General features: G+C 49.1%; 29 protein-coding genes. All 29 read left to right on the forward strand.

Translation table 11 applies throughout. The annotated features are described in order from the left end of the window. Positions 1-517: 517 nt before the first annotated feature. The 29 genes from Q8O77_RS12000 (at position 518) to Q8O77_RS12135 (ending at position 20,258) form a co-directional block, all read left to right on the forward strand. Positions 518-1,465, forward strand: coding sequence for a replication protein (locus Q8O77_RS12000; protein WP_305553227.1), 948 nt, complete (start codon positions 518-520; stop codon positions 1,463-1,465). Further along, positions 1,465-2,211, forward strand: a complete 747-nt coding sequence (locus tag Q8O77_RS12005; RefSeq protein ID WP_305553230.1) for an ATP-binding protein — start codon at positions 1,465-1,467, stop codon at positions 2,209-2,211. Before Q8O77_RS12000 ends, Q8O77_RS12005 begins: the two co-directional genes overlap by 1 nt. Beyond that, positions 2,184-2,435 (forward strand): hypothetical protein, encoded by a 252-nt coding sequence (locus Q8O77_RS12010; RefSeq protein ID WP_305553233.1) that lies wholly within the window; start codon positions 2,184-2,186, stop codon positions 2,433-2,435. The genes Q8O77_RS12005 and Q8O77_RS12010 overlap by 28 nt, the downstream gene beginning before the upstream one ends. Further along, positions 2,425-2,631: a hypothetical protein gene (locus tag Q8O77_RS12015; protein WP_305553236.1), complete on the forward strand. Its 207-nt coding sequence runs from the start codon at positions 2,425-2,427 to the stop codon at positions 2,629-2,631. Before Q8O77_RS12010 ends, Q8O77_RS12015 begins: the two co-directional genes overlap by 11 nt. A gap of 2 nt (positions 2,632-2,633) precedes the next feature. After that, positions 2,634-3,854: a tyrosine-type recombinase/integrase gene (locus tag Q8O77_RS12020; protein WP_305553239.1), complete on the forward strand. Its 1,221-nt coding sequence runs from the start codon at positions 2,634-2,636 to the stop codon at positions 3,852-3,854. Positions 3,855-3,923: 69 nt separating this feature from the next. Then, positions 3,924-4,385, forward strand: coding sequence for a hypothetical protein (locus Q8O77_RS12025; protein WP_305553242.1), 462 nt, complete (start codon positions 3,924-3,926; stop codon positions 4,383-4,385). A gap of 20 nt (positions 4,386-4,405) precedes the next feature. Beyond that, entirely contained in the window at positions 4,406-4,624 is a 219-nt protein-coding gene (locus Q8O77_RS20090) for a helix-turn-helix domain-containing protein (protein ID WP_371133491.1), read from the forward strand. Continuing rightward, on the forward strand, positions 4,621-4,971 hold the full coding sequence (locus Q8O77_RS12030; RefSeq protein WP_305553244.1) for a hypothetical protein: 351 nt from the start codon (positions 4,621-4,623) through the stop codon (positions 4,969-4,971). Before Q8O77_RS20090 ends, Q8O77_RS12030 begins: the two co-directional genes overlap by 4 nt. Before the next feature lie 69 nt (positions 4,972-5,040). After that, on the forward strand, positions 5,041-6,240 hold the full coding sequence (locus tag Q8O77_RS12035) for a hypothetical protein (protein WP_305553246.1): 1,200 nt from the start codon (positions 5,041-5,043) through the stop codon (positions 6,238-6,240). Positions 6,241-6,509: 269 nt separating this feature from the next. Continuing rightward, on the forward strand, positions 6,510-6,884 hold the full coding sequence (locus Q8O77_RS12040; RefSeq protein WP_305553248.1) for a D-Ala-D-Ala carboxypeptidase family metallohydrolase: 375 nt from the start codon (positions 6,510-6,512) through the stop codon (positions 6,882-6,884). 1 nt (position 6,885) lies between these two features. Then, the gene (locus Q8O77_RS12045) at positions 6,886-7,284 is read left to right on the forward strand and encodes a 3TM-type holin (protein ID WP_305553251.1); all 399 of its coding nucleotides are present in this window, start codon (positions 6,886-6,888) and stop codon (positions 7,282-7,284) included. 14 nt (positions 7,285-7,298) lie between these two features. Next, the gene (locus Q8O77_RS12050) at positions 7,299-7,592 is read left to right on the forward strand and encodes a hypothetical protein (protein WP_305553254.1); all 294 of its coding nucleotides are present in this window, start codon (positions 7,299-7,301) and stop codon (positions 7,590-7,592) included. Beyond that, entirely contained in the window at positions 7,592-7,957 is a 366-nt protein-coding gene (locus tag Q8O77_RS12055; protein ID WP_305553257.1) for an HNH endonuclease, read from the forward strand. The genes Q8O77_RS12050 and Q8O77_RS12055 overlap by 1 nt, the downstream gene beginning before the upstream one ends. Before the next feature lie 94 nt (positions 7,958-8,051). Then, positions 8,052-8,528, forward strand: coding sequence for a phage terminase small subunit P27 family (locus Q8O77_RS12060; protein ID WP_305553260.1), 477 nt, complete (start codon positions 8,052-8,054; stop codon positions 8,526-8,528). Then, positions 8,529-10,256: a terminase large subunit gene (locus Q8O77_RS12065; RefSeq protein ID WP_305553263.1), complete on the forward strand. Its 1,728-nt coding sequence runs from the start codon at positions 8,529-8,531 to the stop codon at positions 10,254-10,256. An 89-nt stretch (positions 10,257-10,345) separates the two neighbouring features. Continuing rightward, positions 10,346-11,494, forward strand: coding sequence for a phage portal protein (locus tag Q8O77_RS12070; RefSeq protein ID WP_305554843.1), 1,149 nt, complete (start codon positions 10,346-10,348; stop codon positions 11,492-11,494). Beyond that, positions 11,487-12,077 carry an HK97 family phage prohead protease gene (locus tag Q8O77_RS12075; protein WP_305553266.1) on the forward strand — a complete coding sequence of 197 codons (591 nt, stop codon included), beginning with the start codon at positions 11,487-11,489 and terminating at the stop codon, positions 12,075-12,077. The genes Q8O77_RS12070 and Q8O77_RS12075 overlap by 8 nt, the downstream gene beginning before the upstream one ends. A gap of 62 nt (positions 12,078-12,139) precedes the next feature. Beyond that, entirely contained in the window at positions 12,140-13,360 is a 1,221-nt protein-coding gene (locus tag Q8O77_RS12080; protein ID WP_305553269.1) for a phage major capsid protein, read from the forward strand. Between the two features lie 62 nt (positions 13,361-13,422). Then, positions 13,423-13,707 (forward strand): hypothetical protein, encoded by a 285-nt coding sequence (locus tag Q8O77_RS12085; RefSeq protein ID WP_305553272.1) that lies wholly within the window; start codon positions 13,423-13,425, stop codon positions 13,705-13,707. After that, positions 13,707-14,045, forward strand: coding sequence for a head-tail connector protein (locus tag Q8O77_RS12090; RefSeq protein WP_305553275.1), 339 nt, complete (start codon positions 13,707-13,709; stop codon positions 14,043-14,045). The genes Q8O77_RS12085 and Q8O77_RS12090 overlap by 1 nt, the downstream gene beginning before the upstream one ends. After that, the gene (locus Q8O77_RS12095) at positions 14,035-14,367 is read left to right on the forward strand and encodes a head-tail adaptor protein (protein WP_305553278.1); all 333 of its coding nucleotides are present in this window, start codon (positions 14,035-14,037) and stop codon (positions 14,365-14,367) included. Before Q8O77_RS12090 ends, Q8O77_RS12095 begins: the two co-directional genes overlap by 11 nt. Continuing rightward, positions 14,364-14,864, forward strand: a complete 501-nt coding sequence (locus tag Q8O77_RS12100; protein ID WP_305553281.1) for an HK97-gp10 family putative phage morphogenesis protein — start codon at positions 14,364-14,366, stop codon at positions 14,862-14,864. The genes Q8O77_RS12095 and Q8O77_RS12100 overlap by 4 nt, the downstream gene beginning before the upstream one ends. Further along, the gene (locus Q8O77_RS12105) at positions 14,861-15,268 is read left to right on the forward strand and encodes a hypothetical protein (RefSeq protein WP_305553284.1); all 408 of its coding nucleotides are present in this window, start codon (positions 14,861-14,863) and stop codon (positions 15,266-15,268) included. The genes Q8O77_RS12100 and Q8O77_RS12105 overlap by 4 nt, the downstream gene beginning before the upstream one ends. A gap of 11 nt (positions 15,269-15,279) precedes the next feature. Beyond that, positions 15,280-15,699, forward strand: coding sequence for a phage tail tube protein (locus Q8O77_RS12110; RefSeq protein WP_305553287.1), 420 nt, complete (start codon positions 15,280-15,282; stop codon positions 15,697-15,699). A gap of 12 nt (positions 15,700-15,711) precedes the next feature. Continuing rightward, positions 15,712-16,101: a hypothetical protein gene (locus Q8O77_RS12115; protein ID WP_305553290.1), complete on the forward strand. Its 390-nt coding sequence runs from the start codon at positions 15,712-15,714 to the stop codon at positions 16,099-16,101. 190 nt (positions 16,102-16,291) lie between these two features. Beyond that, positions 16,292-18,622, forward strand: coding sequence for a phage tail length tape measure family protein (locus tag Q8O77_RS12120; RefSeq protein WP_305553293.1), 2,331 nt, complete (start codon positions 16,292-16,294; stop codon positions 18,620-18,622). Positions 18,623-18,662: 40 nt separating this feature from the next. Next, a complete protein-coding gene (locus tag Q8O77_RS12125) occupies positions 18,663-19,028 on the forward strand; it encodes a hypothetical protein (protein ID WP_305553296.1) in 366 nt (121 codons plus the stop codon). A 66-nt stretch (positions 19,029-19,094) separates the two neighbouring features. Then, positions 19,095-19,700 carry a hypothetical protein gene (locus Q8O77_RS12130; RefSeq protein WP_305553299.1) on the forward strand — a complete coding sequence of 202 codons (606 nt, stop codon included), beginning with the start codon at positions 19,095-19,097 and terminating at the stop codon, positions 19,698-19,700. A gap of 3 nt (positions 19,701-19,703) precedes the next feature. Further along, positions 19,704-20,258, forward strand: coding sequence for a hypothetical protein (locus tag Q8O77_RS12135; RefSeq protein WP_305553302.1), 555 nt, complete (start codon positions 19,704-19,706; stop codon positions 20,256-20,258). Positions 20,259-20,306 lie beyond the last annotated feature (48 nt).

The following is a 20,306-nucleotide window of genomic DNA, read 5'->3' on the forward strand; positions in this document are numbered from 1 at the left end:
AGGTTGTTGTTTTGTCTTGACGCCGTGAAAGAACGGGCTGGCCTTTGCCTCTGGGGTTCTGGGGGATGCAACAAAGGCCAGCAGCTTAACTGCTTTAGCCTGGTAATTTATCCAGTTACCAGCCTAATGCGGTGAAGCCTGTAGCCAGGCAGTGTGATAAGCGCGCAAGCGTGTCGTACCGGTTAAGGTGCGTTGGCAGGCATGAAGCTGGCCGGATGGGGGAGTGACCTCAGGCGATTAAGCGCACACCCGACGGGGTAGCCAGTGGTAGCGTGCTGGCCGCCGCAGAGTTAATTAAAAGCCCCGGTTGATAAGGCCGGGGCAGTACAACAGACATTTTAAGGACGAATGTCATTTTCAAAGTAGTACAGCTTTTAGCTTGTTGCAATAACAATTTTGCAACAGGCAATAAAAAGCCCGCTGGTTCAGAGCGGGCCGGTCATTAACTTAATATAGGTAAGCCATGACAGCCGCTAATTTAGTTGATTTTAACGCTGTTCGCAACAGGGGGCCGCAGGTGATAGCCGATACTGATGATGGGTATACCAGAACGGCTAATGCCATTCAGGATCAACTGTGTAAGGCCGACTTAACCGGCGCCCAGTTTCAGGTGTTAAATGCCATAGTTCGTATTACTTATGGCTACAACCAAAAAACCAACCGCATTACCAACACTTACCTGGCAGAGCTAACCGGCGTGTCGGAAAAGGGCGTTCGCCTTTGCCTGGCGGAACTGCACGGCCGCAATATGATAACGCTGGAAAAAACCGGCCTGATGAAGATTGTGGGCATTAATAAGGTGATCAGCGAGTGGGTAATTACCACCGGTAAAAGTGAAAAACAAAGTGCTAAAGGTAAGCAAAGCCGGAACAACGGTTCCAATTTAAGGCGGAACAACGGTTCCATTGAGACGGAACAACGGTTACCACAAGACGGAACTATGGTTCCGGATAAACGGAACTGTAGTTCCAGCACTAAAGACAACTCTAAAAACAACCTACTAAATACAACTTCTAAAGATCTCCCGTCGCCGCCTTCGGCAGACGACAAACCCAAGCGCATTGGTGCTGTGGTTGAAAACGGCAAGCAGTGGGGCGAGCAGCAAGACGTTGATACGGTTAACGCCATGCTGACAAGCCTGCAGGCAACATTGGGTGAGCACTACCGGCCGCCCAACATTACCGCCTGGGCTAACGATATCCGCGTTATGCGACAGCAAGACAGGCGCCAACCTGAACACATTTTGAAGCTATGGCGGCTGGCGCACAAGGACGAATTCTGGCGCCAGAATATTCAAAGCCCGGCTGCACTGCGCAAGCAGTGGGGCAGGCTGGCAGCGATATATCACGGCCAACGCAGCGGCCTGAATAACTCGCAAACCGGCATTAGCCTGGGCGCTAATGGCCAACCAATGACTGCCGCCGATATGGCGCAGCTGGCGCGTGAACATGGGGGGATCAACTGATGCTTAAAAACACACTGGCAGCACTACCGAAAAGCATTCTGGACAAAGTAGACCAGCTGGCGCCGCGCAAGGCGTTTGACCCACAACATTACAACGAATTTAAGCAGCGCGAAGAGCGTGCGGCATTCCACGGCCAGCAGGCGCAAATAGCGCGTGAACGCAATGAGCGCTTTATACGCAAGCTAATGGACCGCAGCGGCGTGCAGGATATTTACCTTACCGCCACGCTGGACAACTACCTAATTTGCCATGACGGCCAGCAAGCCGCGGTTGATAAGTGCCGCCGTTATCTGGCTGAGTTTGGCCAGATATTGGCTAAGCGCAACATGATGTTTTGCGGCACTACCGGCACCGGTAAAAACCATATGGCCAGCGCCATTTGTAATGCTCTGATTGCCAGTGGCAAAAGCGCGGTAGTGGCCACAGCGCTTGAGTTGCAAATGAAGGTTCGCGCCGCCCGCCGGCACGACAGCCCGTTAACCGAAGATAAGGTGATCGGCAGCTTTGCCGGCGTTGATTTGCTGGTGTTGGATGAAATAGAGCTGGGCAGCACGCAGGACTATGACGGCAAGATCATCAATACCGTAATTGATAAGCGGGTTACGCAGGGTAAAGGCACTATTTTGCTGAGCAACCTGCCGGCTGAAGAATTAATGGCTCACCTGGGCGAGCGAATTGTTAGCCGCTTGGTACCGAGTAATTATTTGGTGGAATGCAAGTGGCCGGATTACAGAACGCGCCGGTAAAAGTTGATTACAACCTGTGCAACCGCAGCCGCGAGGAACAGGACTACGAAGCGGCAAAAACGCTGGCGCACTACTGGCTGCACTTAAAGCCAAACAAACAAATGACCAGGCTGGAAATTACAAAAAGGTTGAACCAAATGCAGCCAGCCCAGCGCGAACTGCATCGCAAAGCGCTTAACGATGCGATATCACAACAAAAAGAAGGTAAAACCAATGCCGCATAACAACGAAGCCCAGTTTCATATTAACGAAGCTATTAACCACTTGCGGCTTGCTGCTGGGGTAACGCTAAAGCAAGCACCGGCCGACCCACAAAGCCAGTTCCGCCCTGCTGAGCTGGCTGGCAATGAACTGATCCTAATTGCTGACCACTTAGAAAACGTGCAGAAGGTGGCCGCACGTACTATTACGCTGAGGTAAGCATGCAAAGCATAGCACTGGTGATGTCTGAAGCTGCTATAAACCGCCACGCTGCTGATGAGGCAGTGGGTGAGCTGCGTGATTACCGGTCAGAGTTGGTGCTGCGCTTTCATAAAAGCCGTGATAAAGGGACCTGGTATTACGTGAGGTACCAACAGCGGCAAAAGCAGCGGCACCGATTGGGCTACTGGCCGTTACTGAAAACCAAGGATGTACAGGCTATGGTGCCGGATCTGGTGAAAAAGCTTGGTACCGGTGCTGAAGTGCAAAGCAGCCAGTTCGTAACGGTTGGGCAGTTGCTGCAATGGTACAAAAAGCGGGTAGAGCAGGAGACACTTAAAAGCCAGAGCCGCCGCAATGGTGTGGTCAACGTAATTGATAAACACCTGCAACGCCGTTTAGGCACAGTACGTATTGCCATGGTGACCAAAGCGGTGATTGATGAAAAGCTGATGCTGCCGCTGCAAAGTGATGGCCTGATGCCCGGCACTATTCGCAACTACTTCGGTGTATTAAAACGAGCGTTTGCAACAGCGTATGAGCTGGACCTTATCAGCATTGACCCACTGGCCGGCATGAAGTTTGTTGATTACATACAGCGGCGCATTATGGCGCGTGAAAGCAAGCTGCTTACCTCTGACAGAATTCAGGTGCTTAACGCTGTGCTTGCTTATGAGCCTGCGGCTTTGGTGCTGCAACTGCTTATGCTGATGTTTGCGCTGCGAATAGGCGAAGCAAGGCAATTGGCCCGTAGCATGGTTCGCTTTGACCGCGGCTTATTGGCAATACCGGCACACATAACCAAAACAGGACATGACAACAACCTGCCGTTGACAACTTGGGCCACTGCAGTGCTACAGGCAGTTATTGACAGCTCTGAGTGTGAACACCTGATCACAGTAAAACGCCGGCCACTCACTAAAGACCAGGCACAGAAACTATTTCGCACTTCAGTAAACGGCAAGTACCGCTCGCATGACCTGCGCAAAGTGGCCCGTTCTACGTGGGCAGAAATGGGGATGGACTATTGGGTATCAGAACGTTTGCTTAACCACCGGCAGAAAGGACAAGACCAGGCATACATAAAAGCTGATGCCTATGAGGTAAAACTGGCTGCGCTGCAACAGTACCACGACCTGCTTTTCGCTGGTTTTGATGTAGGCACTATGCAGGCATTGATGAATAGCAAGCTGCGCTGTAGCGCCAGTAAAAATGCGGCTTAACGTGAAATTGGCACTTTCAGCAAGAGAATGTGTAACTAAACCATCTGAACATTTTAAAAGGGGTTTTTTGTGTTAATTATCGGCATTGATCCAGACCTGATTGCCAGCGGTGTTGCAGTTACAACGCCGGATAAGCGCATTGTTGAAATGCAGCGGGTTAAGTTTTCCCAGCTGGCGGAATACATGCAGCTGCAGGCTATGAAAGTTGATGGCAGGATCCTGATTAAGCTGGAAGACCCGAATACGATTGCTCCTACATTCCAGCGGCATCGGCCGGCGGCTGTTAACCGGCAGGCTGTAAGCAATAAAATTAGCCAGAACGTTGGCCAGGTTAAGGCGGTTGCCACGCTGATACTGGAAGTGTTGACTGCCGCCGGTTTTAACGTTCAGCCCTGTCGACCATTAGTTGGCCTGCACAAAAAGCGCTGCAAAAAGGATGCTGAGTACTTTAATAAACTGACGGGCTGGACTGCACGCAGTAATGAAGATTGCCGGGATGCGGCGTTAATTGCGTTGTTTGGGGTTTGTTAATGCAGCAAGAGCTAAGTTGGATGCATGGTGGGCATATATTGCGAAGTGTTCGATTGAAGATCGGATTGACGCAAGATGAAGTGTGCTTATTGTCGAATATTGACCGCCGCACTTATCAGCGCTGGGAAAGGAAAAGTACAGAACCTCGATTTAGCATTACTCTGCAAATATGTAAGTGTGCTTTTAAGGTTGAGTTGTTAGACGCGTTGTCAATTGCCAAGGAGACACCTGCGCTATGAATATTCATGATCTTCGTAAAGAGCTGAAAATGTGGGGTCGCTTTTGGGCTGAAAAAAAAGCTTTGCAAGGCTATGCGAGCAAGTCCGTAACGGCTAGATGCTGTGAGGTTTTACAGACAGGTATATGGGCGAGCTCAGATAAGCATCTATTCAATCATCAGGCCGACAATATTCATGTTCCATGGTACATTGCCAGAATTGATCGTGCAATTACCAACTTGCCCGTGCCGCAGCAGTCTGTAATCAACAAACGCTATGTTAGGCAGAAGCTTTTAAGCTCATCTGAAAAAATAGCATTATTGCATGCTGAAACCAATGTGCTATCAGAGTGTTTTACTAGTTGCTGAAGCTTGAATATTCCAATTATTTAGTGCTAAGTTGTTCTCCTTGTAAGGATTTTCATAAAAGGATTTGACGTGGAGTTTTTACACCTTATAAGTTACATTGCTGGTGTTTTTATCGTAAGTTTTCTGCTTGTTCAGGTCGGTTACCATTTTTTAATTAAGCGCGCAGCCTCGAATTACGACGCTGAGATAGGCAGGAAGCCGGTCTCTATACCTTCACACATCCAAGATGGCAGTATGCAGTCTGTGTATCTGGCACAGCACAGAGAAAGTCACTTAAGCGAACTGCGAATTACTTATCGCTTCTTTCAGGTTGTGTTTTCAGCGGTGTTAACTGTTTTTGGCGTTTATATTTTAAGCTTTAGAGAAATACCTATAGTTCGAGACACAGGCACTTGGGGTGCAATGGGAGATTACATAGGGGGTGTTCTTAATCCGATTTTAGGTTTTTCTTCATTTATTGCACTTTTATACACAATTCGATTGCAGTCAAAAGAATTAGCAATGACAAGGGAAGAGTTGGCTAGGTCTGCTGATGCCAGTGAGAAGTCTGGCACAGCTCTGAGTGCTCAGTTGAGGACGCTTGAAAGACAATCATTTGAAAATACTCTTTTTAAGTTGTTTGATACTGTTGAGCGGAAGTTTACTCAAGTAGAAGTTCGTGAATTCGGTGTTTTGGCGTATGATTTTATAATAAATGGAAACAGTACCAATAGAGATAGGATGTTTGAAAATCGCATTATCAAATTTAAATTCAGAGACTATGTCGAATATTTGTCAGGTAGCAGTAAAAAAGCAATGTCAAGTAGTATTCTTGAACTAAGTGACTTCAAATTGAAGCTGGAGCTTGGTTTGAGCTCGAATCAATCGCAGATAAAAGGTGTGATAGTTCACCCCCGAAATATGGTCGATTCGGTTCATAGCTTTAGTCTAGAGGACTTTGACTTCATTGACTTATATTTATCATTGTTCACATATTTAGAAAGCCAGTTATTTCCAGAGGTGTTTCATACATACGTTGATCTGCTTAAATCATGCCTAGATGAAGGGTTTGCATTTTGCATATTGATGAAAATTCATTGTGAAGGTAAGTATCACCTTAAAGATGTTGTGGAGAAATATGGATTGTTGGAGCAGTTATTAATAGATGAAATGTTTGGTTTTATAAATAATGGGAGTTATTGTGTTGATGCTATCGAAATATCGGAAAGCGCATATGGTAATAACATTGATTATAGAAGATATAAAGAAGATGGCATAAGGCTTTCCTGAGCGGGGTTAGATTGAGTAATCACCCTATCCAATTAATGCCTTGAAGTAACTTGCAAAAATGCGTTACCACTTAAGTAAACCCACTAGTTCTCAAATTGGATATTTAAGAAATAATTTCAGCTTTATTTTCATGGAGCGTCATTATTGACGCAGACACTGTGGTTATAAGTCGCTATATTTCACTAAGCTAGCGCGAGTTTTAAGTTACCCTAATCAACAGCGCACATATACCCCAGCCTTTAGCTGGGGTTTTTTATTGGAGTAAATTCATGGACTGGTCTTATTATCCGAACTTCACCGAGTCAGAGTTTGCTTGCAAACATACCGGTGAATGCAAGATGCAACCAGCATTCATGGAGCGTCTGCAAACATTGCGTATTGCTTACGGTAAGCCGATGCAAATCAGTAGTGGCTATCGCTCGCCAAGCCATCCAATCGAAGCCATTAAAACAAAGCCTGGTGTGCATAGTTCAGGCCGCGCATGTGATGTAGTTGTGCGCGGTGCTGACGCGTTGAAGTTGATAGAGCTTGCAATTAAGCACGGCTTTACTGGTATTGGCGTTAATCAAAAAGGCGCATCACGATTCATACACTTGGATGATCTAACGAACGCTGATAGCCGTCCAACTATTTGGAGTTACTAACATGGCCCTGCATGCACTAATCCCCATTCTTGCGCCAGTGCTTAGCAAGGTTGTTGGCAACTTATTTCCCGACCCTGAAGCTAAGGCCAAAGCTGAATCCGAGCTAATGAAAACCTTGCTGCAGCATCAGTCAGAAATTGAAAGCGCAGCTGCCAGCATCATCCGAACTGAAGCAGCAAGCTCTCACTGGCTGGCTGCTAACTGGCGTCCGCTGCTTATGCTGGTGTTCGGGGGGTTAATCGTTGCCCGTTGGTTTGGCTTCGCAGCACCTGACCTGAGTGAAGCTGAGTACATAAAGCTGTGGGACATAGTTGAGTTTGGTATCGGCGGCTATGTCGTCGGCCGCTCAGTTGAAAAGATTGCGCCGACAATCGCAGGCTCGTTTAAGAAGGTAGGCTAATGCAGGATCAGCAAATGAAACCTGAAGTGCCAACACAGTGGGGCCCGGATAAGCGAAGCTGGCACCTCGATAAAACTATTAGTGTTGGCCACCTGGTTAGCACAGTAGTAATAGCTGTGTCGGTATTCAGTTGGGCTATGACGCTGGACAAGCGGGTAGAGCAAAACGCTCTGGCTATTATCCACTTAAAAGAGCAGCAGGCCGCTGAGCAGAAGCGCATTGAACAGCTGCGAGGTGAGATAAAACAGGACTTGCGGGATATAAACCATAAGCTGGACCGGCTGATTGAGAGCCAGAGTAAGCGCTGATGCCTCGCACTAGCAAGCCATGCCGCAAATGCACACGCACCTTGACCCGTGACCCTTCAGGATACTGTGAAGCCTGCAAACCAGCTGATGATACTAACTGGTCTGCCTGGCAGCGCCAGCGTGGCAACAGGCATGAACGCGGATATGGCAGTAATTGGCAGATTTTACGTGCAGAAATTCTGGACCGCGATGACCATCTTTGCCAGATCTGCATCAAAGGCGGCGTGTACACCAGAGCCACTCACGTTGACCATATCAAGCCCAAAGCACAAGGAGGTACCGACGACAGAGGCAACCTGCAAGGGCTCTGTAAACCGTGCCACGATGCGAAGACGGCCACGGAGCGCAGAGGGGGGGCGGGTTAAATCTCTGGGGCATTGCCGCTCTGTACCGCCCATTAAGTCAGATTTTTACACCCGCGAAATTAAAAGTTTAACCCGGCGCGGTGGTTGAGGTTGTATGTCAGGTACTCAAATCGTTGCAGGCCGCGGGCGTAAACCAAAACCGACGGCCAGAAAACGTGCTGCTGGTAACCCTGGCAAACGTAGGCTTAATGATCAGGAACCTGATTTTTCAGTTATCCATTCGGTAGAAGCACCAGAGTGGCTATCTGAAAATGCACGGGTAATGTTCAGGCTGGTTAGTAATGAACTGTGCCGAGAGCAAGTTCTTACAGCAACCGACCTGCACAACGTTGAAGCTTTCTGCACCAGCTATTCAAACTGGCGACTGGCGCAAGCTGAAATTGATTGCCGCGGTATAACGGTAGAAGGCGCAATGGGCGGGTTAATAAAAAATCCGGCGGTTACCGTGGCAAATGAATCCCTTCGGCAAATGGTAACGTTCGGCTCGCTGCTTGGTTTGGATCCTTCAAGCCGAAGCCGGCTAATAGGCGCAGCCAAAAAGCCAGCCGGTAACCAGTTCTCAGAGTTTTAAATGGCCAAGGTTGAACGGTACCCGCATGTTAACCGGGCAAGTAAGTATGCCCGTGACATTCTGGCCGGCCGCATACCGGCCTGTAAGTATGTTCGCTTAGCCTGTGAACGCTACCTGGTCGATCTTGAGCAGCAATCGAAGAAGGTTTTTAAGTACCGTTTCGATAAAGACAAAGCCGAAAGGGCATGCCGCTTTATCGAAAAGTTACCGCACACCAAAGGCGAATGGGCATTCCGTGGCGAAAAGCTAAAGCTGGAACCCTGGCAAAGCTTCATTGTTGCCAATGCCTTTGGCTGGGTTCGTAAGAAAGGTGGCAAAAGGCGTTACCGTGAAGTTTACACCGAGGTGCCACGCAAAAACGGCAAGTCGGCAGTCAGTTCTGGCGTTGCGGTTTACACCTTTGCCGCCGACAACGAATTTGGCGCCGAAGTTTACTCAGGTGCTACCACTGAGAAACAAGCCTGGGAAGTGTTCAGGCCAGCTAAGTTGATGTGCTCCCGCACGCCGGACCTGTTAGCGCATTTTGGTATTGAGGTTAACGCCAGCACTATCAGCAAGCCAGCTGATGCCGGCCGGTTAGAGCCGGTGATAGGTAAGCCAGGTGACGGTGCCAGCCCAAGCTGCGCAATCATCGATGAATATCACGAGCACGATACCAGCGACTTGTACGACACCATGCTTACCGGTATGGGTGCCCGGGCTCAGCCCTTGCTGTGGATAATCACCACAGCCGGCGCCAACATCGAAGGTCCGTGTTACGACAAACGCCGCGGCGTTATTGAAATGCTTGAGGGCATAACACCCGACGATGAATTGTTTGGCATCATATTTACCATCGATGCCGACGACGACTGGACGGATCCTGCGGTACTGCGCAAGGCAAACCCTAATATGGGTGTGTCGGTGCACGAAGATTACCTGCTAAGCCAGCAGCAGCGAGCCATTAAAAACGCACGGTTTACCAACACGTTTAAAACCAAGCACCTTAACGTGTGGGTAAGCGCTAAAACCGCATTCTTTAACCTTGAATCATGGAAGGCCTGCGAGGATAGAACGCTCGATATTGGCAGCTTCGCCGGGCAGGAATGCATTATTGCAAACGACCTGGCCAGCAAGCTGGACTTAACGGCCATGGTGCCACTGTTCTGGCGCGATATCTGCGGCAAGCGGCATTACTACTGCATAGGCAGCAAGTTCTTTATCCCTTACGACACGGTTTACAGCAGCGACGATCAGAAGCTGGCACAGCGGTACCAGAAGTGGGCGAACACAGGCAGCATCATCGTTACCGACGGTGCCGAGATTAATTTTAAAGATGTGATGGAAGAAATACTTAACTTCCACCGCGAAGCACCCGTGCGCGAAGTGCCGCTGGATCCGCACGGTGCAACAGCACTTGCGCACGACCTTGAGGGCGAAGGCCTGCTGCCGGTAAACATACCGCAGAACTACACCCACATGAGCGAACCCATGAAAGAACTGGAAGCCGCAATACAAAGCGGCCGGTTCCACCATGACGGCAACCCGATACTTACCTGGTGTATCGGTAACGTAGTCGCGCAAGTAACACCCGATGAAAAGATGATGCGCCCGGTTAAAGAAAAGCGGGGCTCAGTAAACAAAATAGACGGCGCAGTAGCGCTGATAATGGCAATTTCAAGAGCAATGGCCAACGAAGATGGCGGCTTGGATTTCTCAAAACTGAATGTGGAAGACCTGCTTTTATGATGCAATCAATCAAAAAACTTTTCGGGATGTCATCACAGGCACCTGAAAAGCGCAGCGATCCGCTTGAGAACCCGGCAAACCCGCTTTCAATGGATGAATTGGCTGATTACCTAACGAACTACAGCCATGTATCTGAAGAATCCGGCATGCGCTTGGCAGCAGTTTACAGCTGCATTTATGTACTGAGTAGTAATCTCGCCCAGCTACCTCTGCATGTAATGCGCAGAGTAGGCGACACCGTAGAAAAAGCCACAGATCATCCGGCCTACTGGTTATTGCACGACGAACCAAACGACTATCTGAGCAGCTACGACTGGCGCGAAACCGCGCAGGCCCATGCTGTTGGCTGGGGTAATAGCCTGAGCAAGTTAGTGCGTAACCGTAAAGGCGAGCTGCAGCAAATAGTCCAGGCCAAAGCCTACGGCAATTCAATAAACACCCTGAGCGGCCGGCTTTACTACGGCTTTAATCACCCCGATGAAGGCATTCAAACTGTAAGCCACTACGACTGCATTCATATAAAAGCATTTGGCTCTAACCAGCGCTGGGGGAAGAGCCCAATAACACAGCATGCTGAAGCCATTGGCCTTGGTCTTGCTGCTCAGGGTTACGGGCTGCAGTTCTTTCAGGGTGGCGGTCGGCCAACCGGTATTTTGTCTGCAAAAGGTGCTCTTAACGATAAAACCTTTGCTAGTTTGTTGGATCTCTGGAAAAAATCAAAAGCACAGCTTCAGCAGGACACTAACAAAACGCTGCTTTTACCTGCTGATCTGGATTACAAAGCAATAACCATAGCCCCTAATGATGCGCAGTTTCTTGAAACCCGCAAAATGACCAGAAGCGAAATCGCCGGCATATTCAATGTGCCAGCGCACATGATTAACGATCTGGAAAAGGCCAGCTTCAGCAACATTACTGAAAGCTCAATTAACTTTGTGCGCTACACAATGATGCCCTACATCATGAAGTGGGAGCAGGAGTTAAACCGCAAGATATTTACAGCCCAAGAGCGTAAGGCCGGTTACTACGTTAAGTTCAACGTGAAAGGCCTGCTGCGAGCCACACCGAAAGAGCAGGCTGAAATTGTCGCCTCTGGCATTAATGCCGGTTACCTAAACCGAAACGAAGCCCGCATGCTGGACGACATGAATCCTGTTCAAGGTTTGGACGAATATCTGATCTCTGTAAACGCAGCCCAACAAACTGGCAAAACAAACAAAGGTGAAACTGATGAGTGAATATGAGAAGCGCAGCTTTGCCAGCGAGGTTCGCGCACAAAATGAAGAGGGCCAGCCGGTTAAAATAGTCGGTAACGGCGCCGTATTTAACTCACGCTCTGAAAATTTAGGCGGCTTTCGGGAGATAATCATGCCCGGCGCCTTTGATGATGTACTAAATGACGACGTTCGAGCCACATTCAACCACGACCATAACTTTATTCTTGGCCGGTCAAGCTCAGGCACATTGCGGCTGAATATTAATACTGATGGCTTGGGCTACGAAATTGACGCACCAGAAACACAGACCATCCGTGATCTGGTGTTGGCGCCAATGGCCCGCGGCGATATCAAAGAAAGCTCATTTGGTTTTCGTGTTGCCAGCGATGGTGACGAGTGGTTGCGCGATGATGAAGGCATTGTTATCCGCAAAATTCACCGCGTTAGCCGCCTGTTCGACATTGGCCCCGTTGCTTTTCCGGCATATCAGGCTGCGGGTTCTGCCCAGCGTAGTCTGCAACAGTTTATTGACCAGGTTGATCTGCAAAAAGCAATTAATGAACGCGCTTATCGAGATCGCCTGCTATCCCTTATGAACGTTTAACCCGCAAGTGAAACTATCCAGCCCGCAGCTTGCGGGTTTTTTTATTTTAAAGGAGCATGAAAATGCCAAAGTTACACGATTTACAGCAAAAGCGTAATGCAATCGCCATGTCTATGCGTCAGCTGAATGAAAAAATTGGCGATAAAACCTGGTCACCAGAGCAGCGCTCAGAGTGGGACCAGCACAAAGCAAACTTTGACGATGTAGATCAGCAGATCCAGCGTGAAGAGCAGCTGCAAAACATGGAAAGCCGCCACTTCGAAAACAACGAAGAACAGCGCGGTAAAGCGAGTAACGATCAGGACGACAAAGCAACGCCTGAAGTGCAGTACCGCTCAGCGTTCAATAGCTTCCTGCGCAATGGTTTCGGTGGTTTAACTCAGGAAGAACGCTCCATTATGAAGGAGTTCCGTGCCCAGTCTTCTACTGAGCCGGGTAAAGGCGGTGAAACCATCCCAACTGACTTCCGCGGCCTAATCGTCGACAAGATGAAGGCTTACGGCGGTATAGCCAATATCTGTCAGTTGCTGGAAACAGACAAAGGCAACCCAATGGAATGGGTAATTACCGACGGCACTAACGACCTGGGCGACTTGGTAGGCGAAAGCGAAGAAGCTGGCGAAGGTGATGTTGCGTTTAGCATGGGTAATCTGGGTGCTAAAAAGCTTAGTTCCAAGATCATCCGTGTGCCAAACGAGCTGCTACAAGATAACAGCGTAAACATGGAAGCGTACCTTGCGCTGCGCATTGCCAGCCGTATCGGCCGTAAAGAAGCGCAGCTTATTGTTCAGGGCTCTGGCGCAGGCACACCACAGCAAAACAAAGGTCTGGCTGTATCAACCACGCTTTCACAGGCGGCGGCGGCAGCAGCTGCCATCTCAGCGCAGGATTTCTTAAACCTGAAGCATAAAGTGGACCCAGCTTATCGCACCTCTGCGCGTTTTGCGTTTAACGACTCTACGCTGTTACTGCTTAAGTCACTGAAAGACCTGCAAGGCCGCCCACTGTGGATGCCATCAATTGCCGGCGTCGCACCGTCAACTATCGACGGTGATCAATACACTATCGACCAGGCCATTGCTGATGTCGGCGCCAGTGGTGTGTCAGCGTTTTATGGTGACTTCAGCAAGTTCGTATTGCGCCGCGTGCGCTACATGACACTGAAGCGTTTGGTAGAGCGCTTCGCAGAGTTTGATCAAACCGCGTTCCTGGCTTTCCACCGTTTCGACACGGTACTGGAAGATACCAGCGCCATCGCCAAGCTGGCACACCCAGCCTCTTAACCAAAGTATGAAACAGGCCAGATAAACGCTGGCCTTTTCTATTTACTCACTGGAGAAATGTGATGGCAAGACAACAAAAAGCCAAAACCGAGCCGGCTAAAACTGAACCGGTTTCTGAGTCGACTGACAAAGCTCAAAAGTGTACGGTTGTTATGACAGTTCCAATGGCCGGTATCGGCATTGATTGGGCAGTTAATTCAGAACAGCATTTAGCACCGATGTCAGCATATCGCTTGGTTAACGCCGGCAACGCTCGCTATAAGTCACCCGCCGATGCCGAATTAGCACAAAGTGCCTATGAAGCTGAACAGGCCGCGCCTGAGCCACAACAGGAAGCCACTGAATAATGCTTTCCTTACCCAGCATAAAGCGCCAGTTGCGGTTAGATGATGCCGATGTTGATGCAGACGTAGAAGCCTATCTTTTAGAGTTGGAAGAGGCCGCCATCGACATGCTGGAGCAGCACCTTAACCGCAAGCTGTATGAGGATCAGGCTGCTATTGACGCCGATCCAGATGCAACAGTAACCGCACTGGTACTGCCGCCATCTGTTAAGCGCGCCGGCCTTATGTTGGTGTCAGATATGTACGAAAACCGCGGGGTTACCAGCTTGCTGTCGCTGAATGATAACCCCGTTTTTGACAAAGCCCTTGGCCCGTACCGGATTTACCCCAATGGCTATTGAAGCAGGCAAAATGCGCCACCGCTGCCAATTGCACCTGGTTAAACGCGACAACCGCGACGCATCCGGCCAAAAAGTTGCAGCATACGAACTGGTGCGCCCGTTCTGGGCAGAAATTCTCAGCGCCAAGCAAGCCGAAAAGCGCATTGCCAGCGGCAAAGACTACCCAAGCGCAATTACATTTCACTGTCGTTTTATGCCTGGTGTTGAATTAACTCCCGATCTGGCAGTAATGCACAAAGGCCAGTACTACGACATAAAAGAGGTTGAAAACCCCAGAGCGCTGAACATCGAACTTTACCTGATAACCGAGCATTCACTATGAGGGTTACAGGTTTAAACGAGCTAAATAAAGCGCTTGAACAATTGGGTGGCAAGTTCGCCCGCGATGCTGCAAAAAAAGCACTTAATGATGCAGTGAAGGTGCCGCAAAAAGCTATGCGGCAAGCGTTACCGAGTAAAACAGGCACCGCGAGGCGGAGCATAAAGGTTAAGTCTAAAGTGCTTGGCAACGGTGTTCCTGTGGCTTACGTCGGGTCATTTGATAAAAAGGCCTGGTATATACGGCTGATAGAGCGCGGAACCAAAGCCACTAAGAGTAATGTTTACGAAACACGCAAAGGTGCAAAGCGTGGCTACAAGCCAAAGCGCATGAAGTTTGGTGGCCGTTTTGCCACAGCCAGAAACCACCCGGGTATCCGAGCCGGAAATTACCTTGAGCAATCTTTCGAGCGAAGCGTATCTGCAACGATAGACGCATTAAAAAAACGCTTACGCGAGCAAATAATAGTGCAAGCATTTAAAAAGAGCAGAACAACATGAGTATCGAAGCCGGCATTCGCCAAATTCTTCTCAGTAGTGCAGTTATTACAAACCAGGTGTCCAGCCGCATAACACCGTTAGAACGCGACACAGACGGCCCATTGCCCGCAATTGTATACATTAGCAGCGAACCAAAAAGAGAAAGAATGCTGGATGGTTCGTTCGAGCCTCTGGCCAGAGTAACAATTAACTACGAGTGCTGGGGCGGTACTTACATTTCAGCCAAAAACCTTGCTGATGACTGCATCCAGCAACTGGAAAGCTTCAAAGGCGATATCGAAATATACGCCGGTAAAACAGTAAACATACTACTTATCAATACTGCGTCAGCAGGTGAAGACAAAGACTTCGACACTCCAACTAATGTGGTTGAGTTTGAAGCAAGCATAATTTACCAACCCTAAGGAGAACCGCCATGGCCGTTATCGGTGCAGGTACTAAGTTTAAAATTAAAATTGCTCCGGCAGCTGAGTTTATATTGTTACCAGGTGTTCGCTCAATTGGTGATACTGGTGCAGAGCGCCCGCTGGTGGAAACAACCCCACTGGATAAACTGGATAAAGAATACATCGCTGGTATGAAAGACGGCGACGAAAAAGACATTGTTTGTAACTATGAAGCAATGGACGCTACGCAAAAAACGTTTCGCGATGCGGCAAGAGCCGGCACCACCATTGAGGTGGAAATTGAATACCCCAACGCGGTTACAGCAGCCTTTTCTTTAGTACTGCTTAGCTTTCGTGTGCTTAACCCTGAGTCCGAGCAGGCCTTGCAGTTCAGTACAAAAACCAAAGTGTCTGGTCCGGTAACGTGGACTGATCCCGTAACTCCATAAGGCAATAATTTTATGGCTCAAACATCGAAAAAGTCAGTGCTGGCAGCGGCACTGGCTCACATTGATTTAAAAACTGAAACAGTAACCGTTCCTGAATGGGGCGGCGCTGAAATTGTACTGTCTGAAATGTCCGGTGCAACACGTGGTGCGTATGAAGCAGCCATTGCCACTATGGGTTTTTACGACCCGGAAACAGGCAAGCCGAACGAAGTTAAATTTCGCCAGTTGTTCCGCCCCGTAGTTGTTGCCTACTCACTGGCCGACACAGAAGGGCAGCTGCGCGAGGATTTAATTAACCAGCTCGCCGGTAAAAACCCCAAAGCACTTGATCGCCTGTTCGTTGTTGCTGACCGCCTTAACTTGTTGTCTGGTCAGGCGCATGAGGAAGCCGCAAAAAACTAAAAAAGCAGCCCTATCGTCAGTTTCTGTTTTTACTCGCTACTCATTTACACAAAACCGTTCGTGAACTTGAGCAGCAGCTAACCAGTGCTGAGCTTACGGAGTGGGCTGCATACTTTAATTTAAAACCTGACGACACACCGAAAATAACTGTTGAAGATGAAATAGCCATGATGAAAGAGGAACTGAGCCGATGAGCAAGGACGTAATTGCCAATCTGGTCGCCAAAATGGAGCTTGAAAGCGCCCAGTTCCAAAAAGAAATGGCGCGTGTAAACAAGTCTACAGCGGGTTACCAAAAAACGGTTAAAGCTGCTAACGACAGCCAGGGCCGCTTTCGTCAGGAGTTTGGTAAGTTCACAGATGGCATTGGCAGGGCGCCTGGCCCGCTCGGTGCGCTAACTGGTGGTCTTGGAAACTTAACGAGTAGTTTAGGTATAGCTGGTGGTGCAGCGCTGGCTGCCGGTGGTGCTTTAGCTGGTTTAACAGCGCTGTATGCCAAGGGTGTTGCTGTTGCTTCTCAGTTTGAACAGAGCCAGTTCCGTATCGAGGCTCAGTTAAAAGCGAACAACAGTGCCGCCGGCTTAACCAGCCGTGAAATAACCGATCTGGCAGACAGCGTTGCTCGCAACACGCTGGCTAGTGTTGATGGTGTTCGCCAGGCAGCCGGCATTTTAATGCAGTTTAAGGCAGTACAGGGAGACACGTTTAAAGAAGCCATAGCGTTGGCCCAAGACATTTCAGCAATTTATGGCAATGGTTTGCCGGAAAACATCAAAAAGCTGGGTAAGGTTTTGTCAGACCCTGCCAATGCAATCGGTGAGTTAAAAGAAGTAACAGACGCCTTTGATGAATCAATGAAGGCCACCATTAAGACTATGGTTGATTCTGGTGATGTGGCCGGTGCGCAGAAACTTATTCTTCAGCAGTTGCGTGACACAGTTGGTGGCGCCGGTGCTGGTGAGGGGCAGGGATTGGCCGGTGCAGCAGATGGACTTGGCCAGAGCTGGGAGAAGTTTCTTAAAAACATTGGCAATACCGCTCCGGTAATTGCAGGCACCAGTGCGCTGGACCGCTTATTAACCAAAATCAACGAAATCATCGCGCCAAATGATAAAACCATTGAGGGCTTTCAGCTTGAAGTGGGCGATATAGATAAACAGATCTCGGATTTAAGGGTAAAGCTTGAAGAGGGAATGGCTGGCCGCAACTACATGGATTTACCCCGCTTGGTTCCATTCGTGTTTGACAGAACTGAAGCTGATAATCTGAACGTTGAAATAGCTATCCTGGCAAACCGCCGAGCCGAAATTCAGGCAATATTAACTGCAGAAGAAGAAGCGCAGCGCCTTGCACGCTCTGCAGCAGAACAAGCCGAGATAAAACGTAGCCAGGATGCTGCCGCTTTAAAAGCTCAAAATGACAAAAAAGCAGCAGACGAAAAGTTAAAGCGAGACATTAGCAGTTCGCAAGCCACGCTATACCAGTTAGACACTCAGTATGCCAGTGAAGAGCAAAAGCTAAAATTAGCCAGTGATAAACGGCTGGAGCAAATAAGCAAACTCACGGTATCAGAAGCAGACTTGCAGCGCTTGGGCTATGAAACCATAGCGCAACTGCGGGCAGCATACCAAGCCAAAGAGTTGGCAGAATATGATGCGCAATCAGCAGCACTAAAGGCAAAAAAAGAGAAAGATCGCGCTGATAATGAAGCGCGGGCACAAGCTGAAGTAGATGCCGCAATAACCCGGCAAAACAATATCGTAAGTTTTCAGCAGGCCCAAATGCAGTATGTTGCTGATCAGTACAAAACTGATCAGGAATTAATGCAGGAGTACTACGCCAGCCAAGAGCAGATTGTTCGTGATTATTACGAAAATGTGGGCGGCATTACAGAAGAAGGTGAGGCATTACTGTCTCAAATTAAGCAGCGGGCTCAGCTTGAACAGCTTAATTTCAATATGCAAAACGCTCAAATGCTGCTTGGTTCGGGGCAGGAGTTATTCGGCAGCCTGGCTGACATGGCCAAAAAGCACAAAGGCGAACAAAGTGGCCTGTACAAGGCCATGTTTGCTGCCAGTAAAGCTTTTGCCATTGCTCAATCTACCGTGTCAATCGCGCAGGGCATCGCCAATGCTGCGGCCATACCATTCCCTGCTAACATACCGGCCATTGCTGCCACTATTTCAGCCACTGCAGGATTAATAGGCCAGATTACCGGCACGCAACTAAGTGGCGCCCGTGCCAACGGTGGCCCTGTCGGCCCCAACGGCTGGTACTTAGTGGGTGAACGCGGGCCTGAGCTACTGCGCACCGGCAGCGGAACGGGTAAAGTAACCAGCAATGAAAACTTACGTGCTGCGCTGCAGGGTGGCGGGCAGGGTGGCCAGCCAGCAAACTTAAACTTTAATTTCACCGGCATGGACAACGACAGCCTTCTTGAAATGCTTATGGAGAACCGTGGCATTATTGCAGGTATGGTTTCCTCGGCTTTTGAAGATCAGGGAATGAGGCTGGCCGGATAAATAGCGTTGTGGTTTAATTGTAGAAAAATAAGGAAGTTTTATGAAATCTGCAATTAAAGTTATATTAACCATCATCGCGCTGTGCATCATGTTTTCGTCTTACTTGTATTTTGTTGGCGTCCCTAATTGGGCTGTTGGTATATATCAAGAGTACAAAGCCGAAGGCTATGTTAAGGCTCACTTGAACGATCCCAACGGTGCACTCTTTCGCAATAAAAAAGGTCCATGCGGAGAGGTTAACGCAAAAAACAAATACGGTGGTTACGAAGGCTTTATTAAATATGTTGCAAATAGCGAAAAAGCCGTCACATTCGAAAGCTCCCCGATTTTTGAGAAAATATGGAACTTCAGTTGTTTAATGACAGAGCAGGAACGTGCTGCAGAAATCGAAAAGCTTAGAAACTAACTCTAATAAATGTTTACAACCAAACCCGCTACGGCGGGTTTTTTATTGCCTGAAATTTGAGGAATTATGCCCACACTAACCCCGCTGTTCAAAATTCAGGAAGCGACGTTTAAAAGCAACAGCCCCACTATTGCTACGGAAAGCAAAGCGCTGATCCAGCATGTGCGGCGGGTGCCGGCGCAGCGCTGGGAGTTTACGCTTAAAAGTGTGCCGCTTTATCCGGACTATGGCCGCAAGGTCTGGGCGTTTATTACCGCACTTAATGGCCGCTTTGAACCGTTTGAAGTGGTAATCCCGGCTTACAGCCAGCCACAGGGTGTTGCCAGTGGTTCGCCAACCGTAAGAACTGCTGCCGCTGCCGGTGTAACCAGTGTGGCAATGCAGGGTTTTAGCGGGCCGGTTTCTGGCCAGCTGCTGGCCGGTGACTATGTTCGCTTTGGTAACCACAGCAAGGTTTACATGGTAACTGCCGACGTAAACAGCAACGTATCAGGCCAGTTAACGCTGCCTATTTACCCGCAGCTGGCGCGGCCGGTAACGCTGGGTACCCCGCTTATTGTAAATAACGTGCCTTTCACAGTTCGCCAACTGCGAGACATGCAGGAGTTTTCTGTTAGTGGCCGCGACGGCCGAATTACTGCTTTTGAACTGGACTGCATAGAGGCCCTGTAAACCATGCTGCAACTTACTGCACAAGTCGCTGCTGCAATAGCCGGAGATCATGACTATTGCCACCTGATCCGGTTGGAGCTGGCAAACAACACTATTATTCGCCTGACAGATGCCGGTTTTGACATTAACTGGAGCAGCCAAACCTTTGAAGCGAACGGCCTGCTGGTTGGTATGGATGCGCCAAAGTTCACCAGCGATATCCGCGTGGGCGAAATTAGCCTGGCGTTTACCGCCGCCGACCAAAGCATGGTATCGCTGCTGCTGGGTAACAACCAGATTAACCGCTATGTGTACGTTTACCGTGCATATCTAACAGACCAGGGGGCTGTAATACCAGATCCGATTTTGCTGCATACCTGGCTAATTACCGGCTTTGATTCATCAGACAGCAAAGGTAGTGCACAGATGACTGTAAGCATGGCCAGCGAGTGGGCCGACTTTGAAAAGCCCGCCGGCCGCCGCAGTACAGATGCCAGCCAACAACGCATTTACCCGGGCGACAAAGGTATGGAGTTCGCCGGGCAGGTTAAGAAAGACTTAAAATGGGGCGGTGCTTAAGTGGGTTTTCTCAGTAAAATATTCAAGCACGTAACCAAAGGGCTTCGC

Source organism: Rheinheimera sp., from assembly GCF_030690345.1.
Classification (GTDB): domain Bacteria; phylum Pseudomonadota; class Gammaproteobacteria; order Enterobacterales; family Alteromonadaceae; genus Alishewanella.

What these genes read in the sequence shown, in the direction of transcription:
- Q8O77_RS12005 (WP_305553230.1), top strand. Translation starts at nt 1,465, where the DNA reads ATGCTTAAAAACACACTGGCAGCACTACCGAAAAGCATTCTGGACAAA.
- Q8O77_RS12015 (WP_305553236.1), top strand. Translation starts at nt 2,425, where the DNA reads ATGCCGCATAACAACGAAGCCCAGTTTCATATTAACGAAGCTATTAAC.
- Q8O77_RS12020 (WP_305553239.1), top strand. Translation starts at nt 2,634, where the DNA reads ATGCAAAGCATAGCACTGGTGATGTCTGAAGCTGCTATAAACCGCCAC.
- Q8O77_RS20090 (WP_371133491.1), top strand. Translation starts at nt 4,406, where the DNA reads ATGCATGGTGGGCATATATTGCGAAGTGTTCGATTGAAGATCGGATTG.
- Q8O77_RS12030 (WP_305553244.1), top strand. Translation starts at nt 4,621, where the DNA reads ATGAATATTCATGATCTTCGTAAAGAGCTGAAAATGTGGGGTCGCTTT.
- Q8O77_RS12040 (WP_305553248.1), top strand. Translation starts at nt 6,510, where the DNA reads ATGGACTGGTCTTATTATCCGAACTTCACCGAGTCAGAGTTTGCTTGC.
- Q8O77_RS12045 (WP_305553251.1), top strand. Translation starts at nt 6,886, where the DNA reads ATGGCCCTGCATGCACTAATCCCCATTCTTGCGCCAGTGCTTAGCAAG.
- Q8O77_RS12050 (WP_305553254.1), top strand. Translation starts at nt 7,299, where the DNA reads ATGAAACCTGAAGTGCCAACACAGTGGGGCCCGGATAAGCGAAGCTGG.
- Q8O77_RS12055 (WP_305553257.1), top strand. Translation starts at nt 7,592, where the DNA reads ATGCCTCGCACTAGCAAGCCATGCCGCAAATGCACACGCACCTTGACC.
- Q8O77_RS12060 (WP_305553260.1), top strand. Translation starts at nt 8,052, where the DNA reads ATGTCAGGTACTCAAATCGTTGCAGGCCGCGGGCGTAAACCAAAACCG.
- Q8O77_RS12065 (WP_305553263.1), top strand. Translation starts at nt 8,529, where the DNA reads ATGGCCAAGGTTGAACGGTACCCGCATGTTAACCGGGCAAGTAAGTAT.
- Q8O77_RS12070 (WP_305554843.1), top strand. Translation starts at nt 10,346, where the DNA reads ATGGATGAATTGGCTGATTACCTAACGAACTACAGCCATGTATCTGAA.
- Q8O77_RS12075 (WP_305553266.1), top strand. Translation starts at nt 11,487, where the DNA reads ATGAGTGAATATGAGAAGCGCAGCTTTGCCAGCGAGGTTCGCGCACAA.
- Q8O77_RS12080 (WP_305553269.1), top strand. Translation starts at nt 12,140, where the DNA reads ATGCCAAAGTTACACGATTTACAGCAAAAGCGTAATGCAATCGCCATG.
- Q8O77_RS12085 (WP_305553272.1), top strand. Translation starts at nt 13,423, where the DNA reads ATGGCAAGACAACAAAAAGCCAAAACCGAGCCGGCTAAAACTGAACCG.
- Q8O77_RS12090 (WP_305553275.1), top strand. Translation starts at nt 13,707, where the DNA reads ATGCTTTCCTTACCCAGCATAAAGCGCCAGTTGCGGTTAGATGATGCC.
- Q8O77_RS12095 (WP_305553278.1), top strand. Translation starts at nt 14,035, where the DNA reads ATGGCTATTGAAGCAGGCAAAATGCGCCACCGCTGCCAATTGCACCTG.
- Q8O77_RS12100 (WP_305553281.1), top strand. Translation starts at nt 14,364, where the DNA reads ATGAGGGTTACAGGTTTAAACGAGCTAAATAAAGCGCTTGAACAATTG.
- Q8O77_RS12105 (WP_305553284.1), top strand. Translation starts at nt 14,861, where the DNA reads ATGAGTATCGAAGCCGGCATTCGCCAAATTCTTCTCAGTAGTGCAGTT.
- Q8O77_RS12110 (WP_305553287.1), top strand. Translation starts at nt 15,280, where the DNA reads ATGGCCGTTATCGGTGCAGGTACTAAGTTTAAAATTAAAATTGCTCCG.
- Q8O77_RS12115 (WP_305553290.1), top strand. Translation starts at nt 15,712, where the DNA reads ATGGCTCAAACATCGAAAAAGTCAGTGCTGGCAGCGGCACTGGCTCAC.
- Q8O77_RS12120 (WP_305553293.1), top strand. Translation starts at nt 16,292, where the DNA reads ATGAGCAAGGACGTAATTGCCAATCTGGTCGCCAAAATGGAGCTTGAA.
- Q8O77_RS12125 (WP_305553296.1), top strand. Translation starts at nt 18,663, where the DNA reads ATGAAATCTGCAATTAAAGTTATATTAACCATCATCGCGCTGTGCATC.
- Q8O77_RS12130 (WP_305553299.1), top strand. Translation starts at nt 19,095, where the DNA reads ATGCCCACACTAACCCCGCTGTTCAAAATTCAGGAAGCGACGTTTAAA.
- Q8O77_RS12135 (WP_305553302.1), top strand. Translation starts at nt 19,704, where the DNA reads ATGCTGCAACTTACTGCACAAGTCGCTGCTGCAATAGCCGGAGATCAT.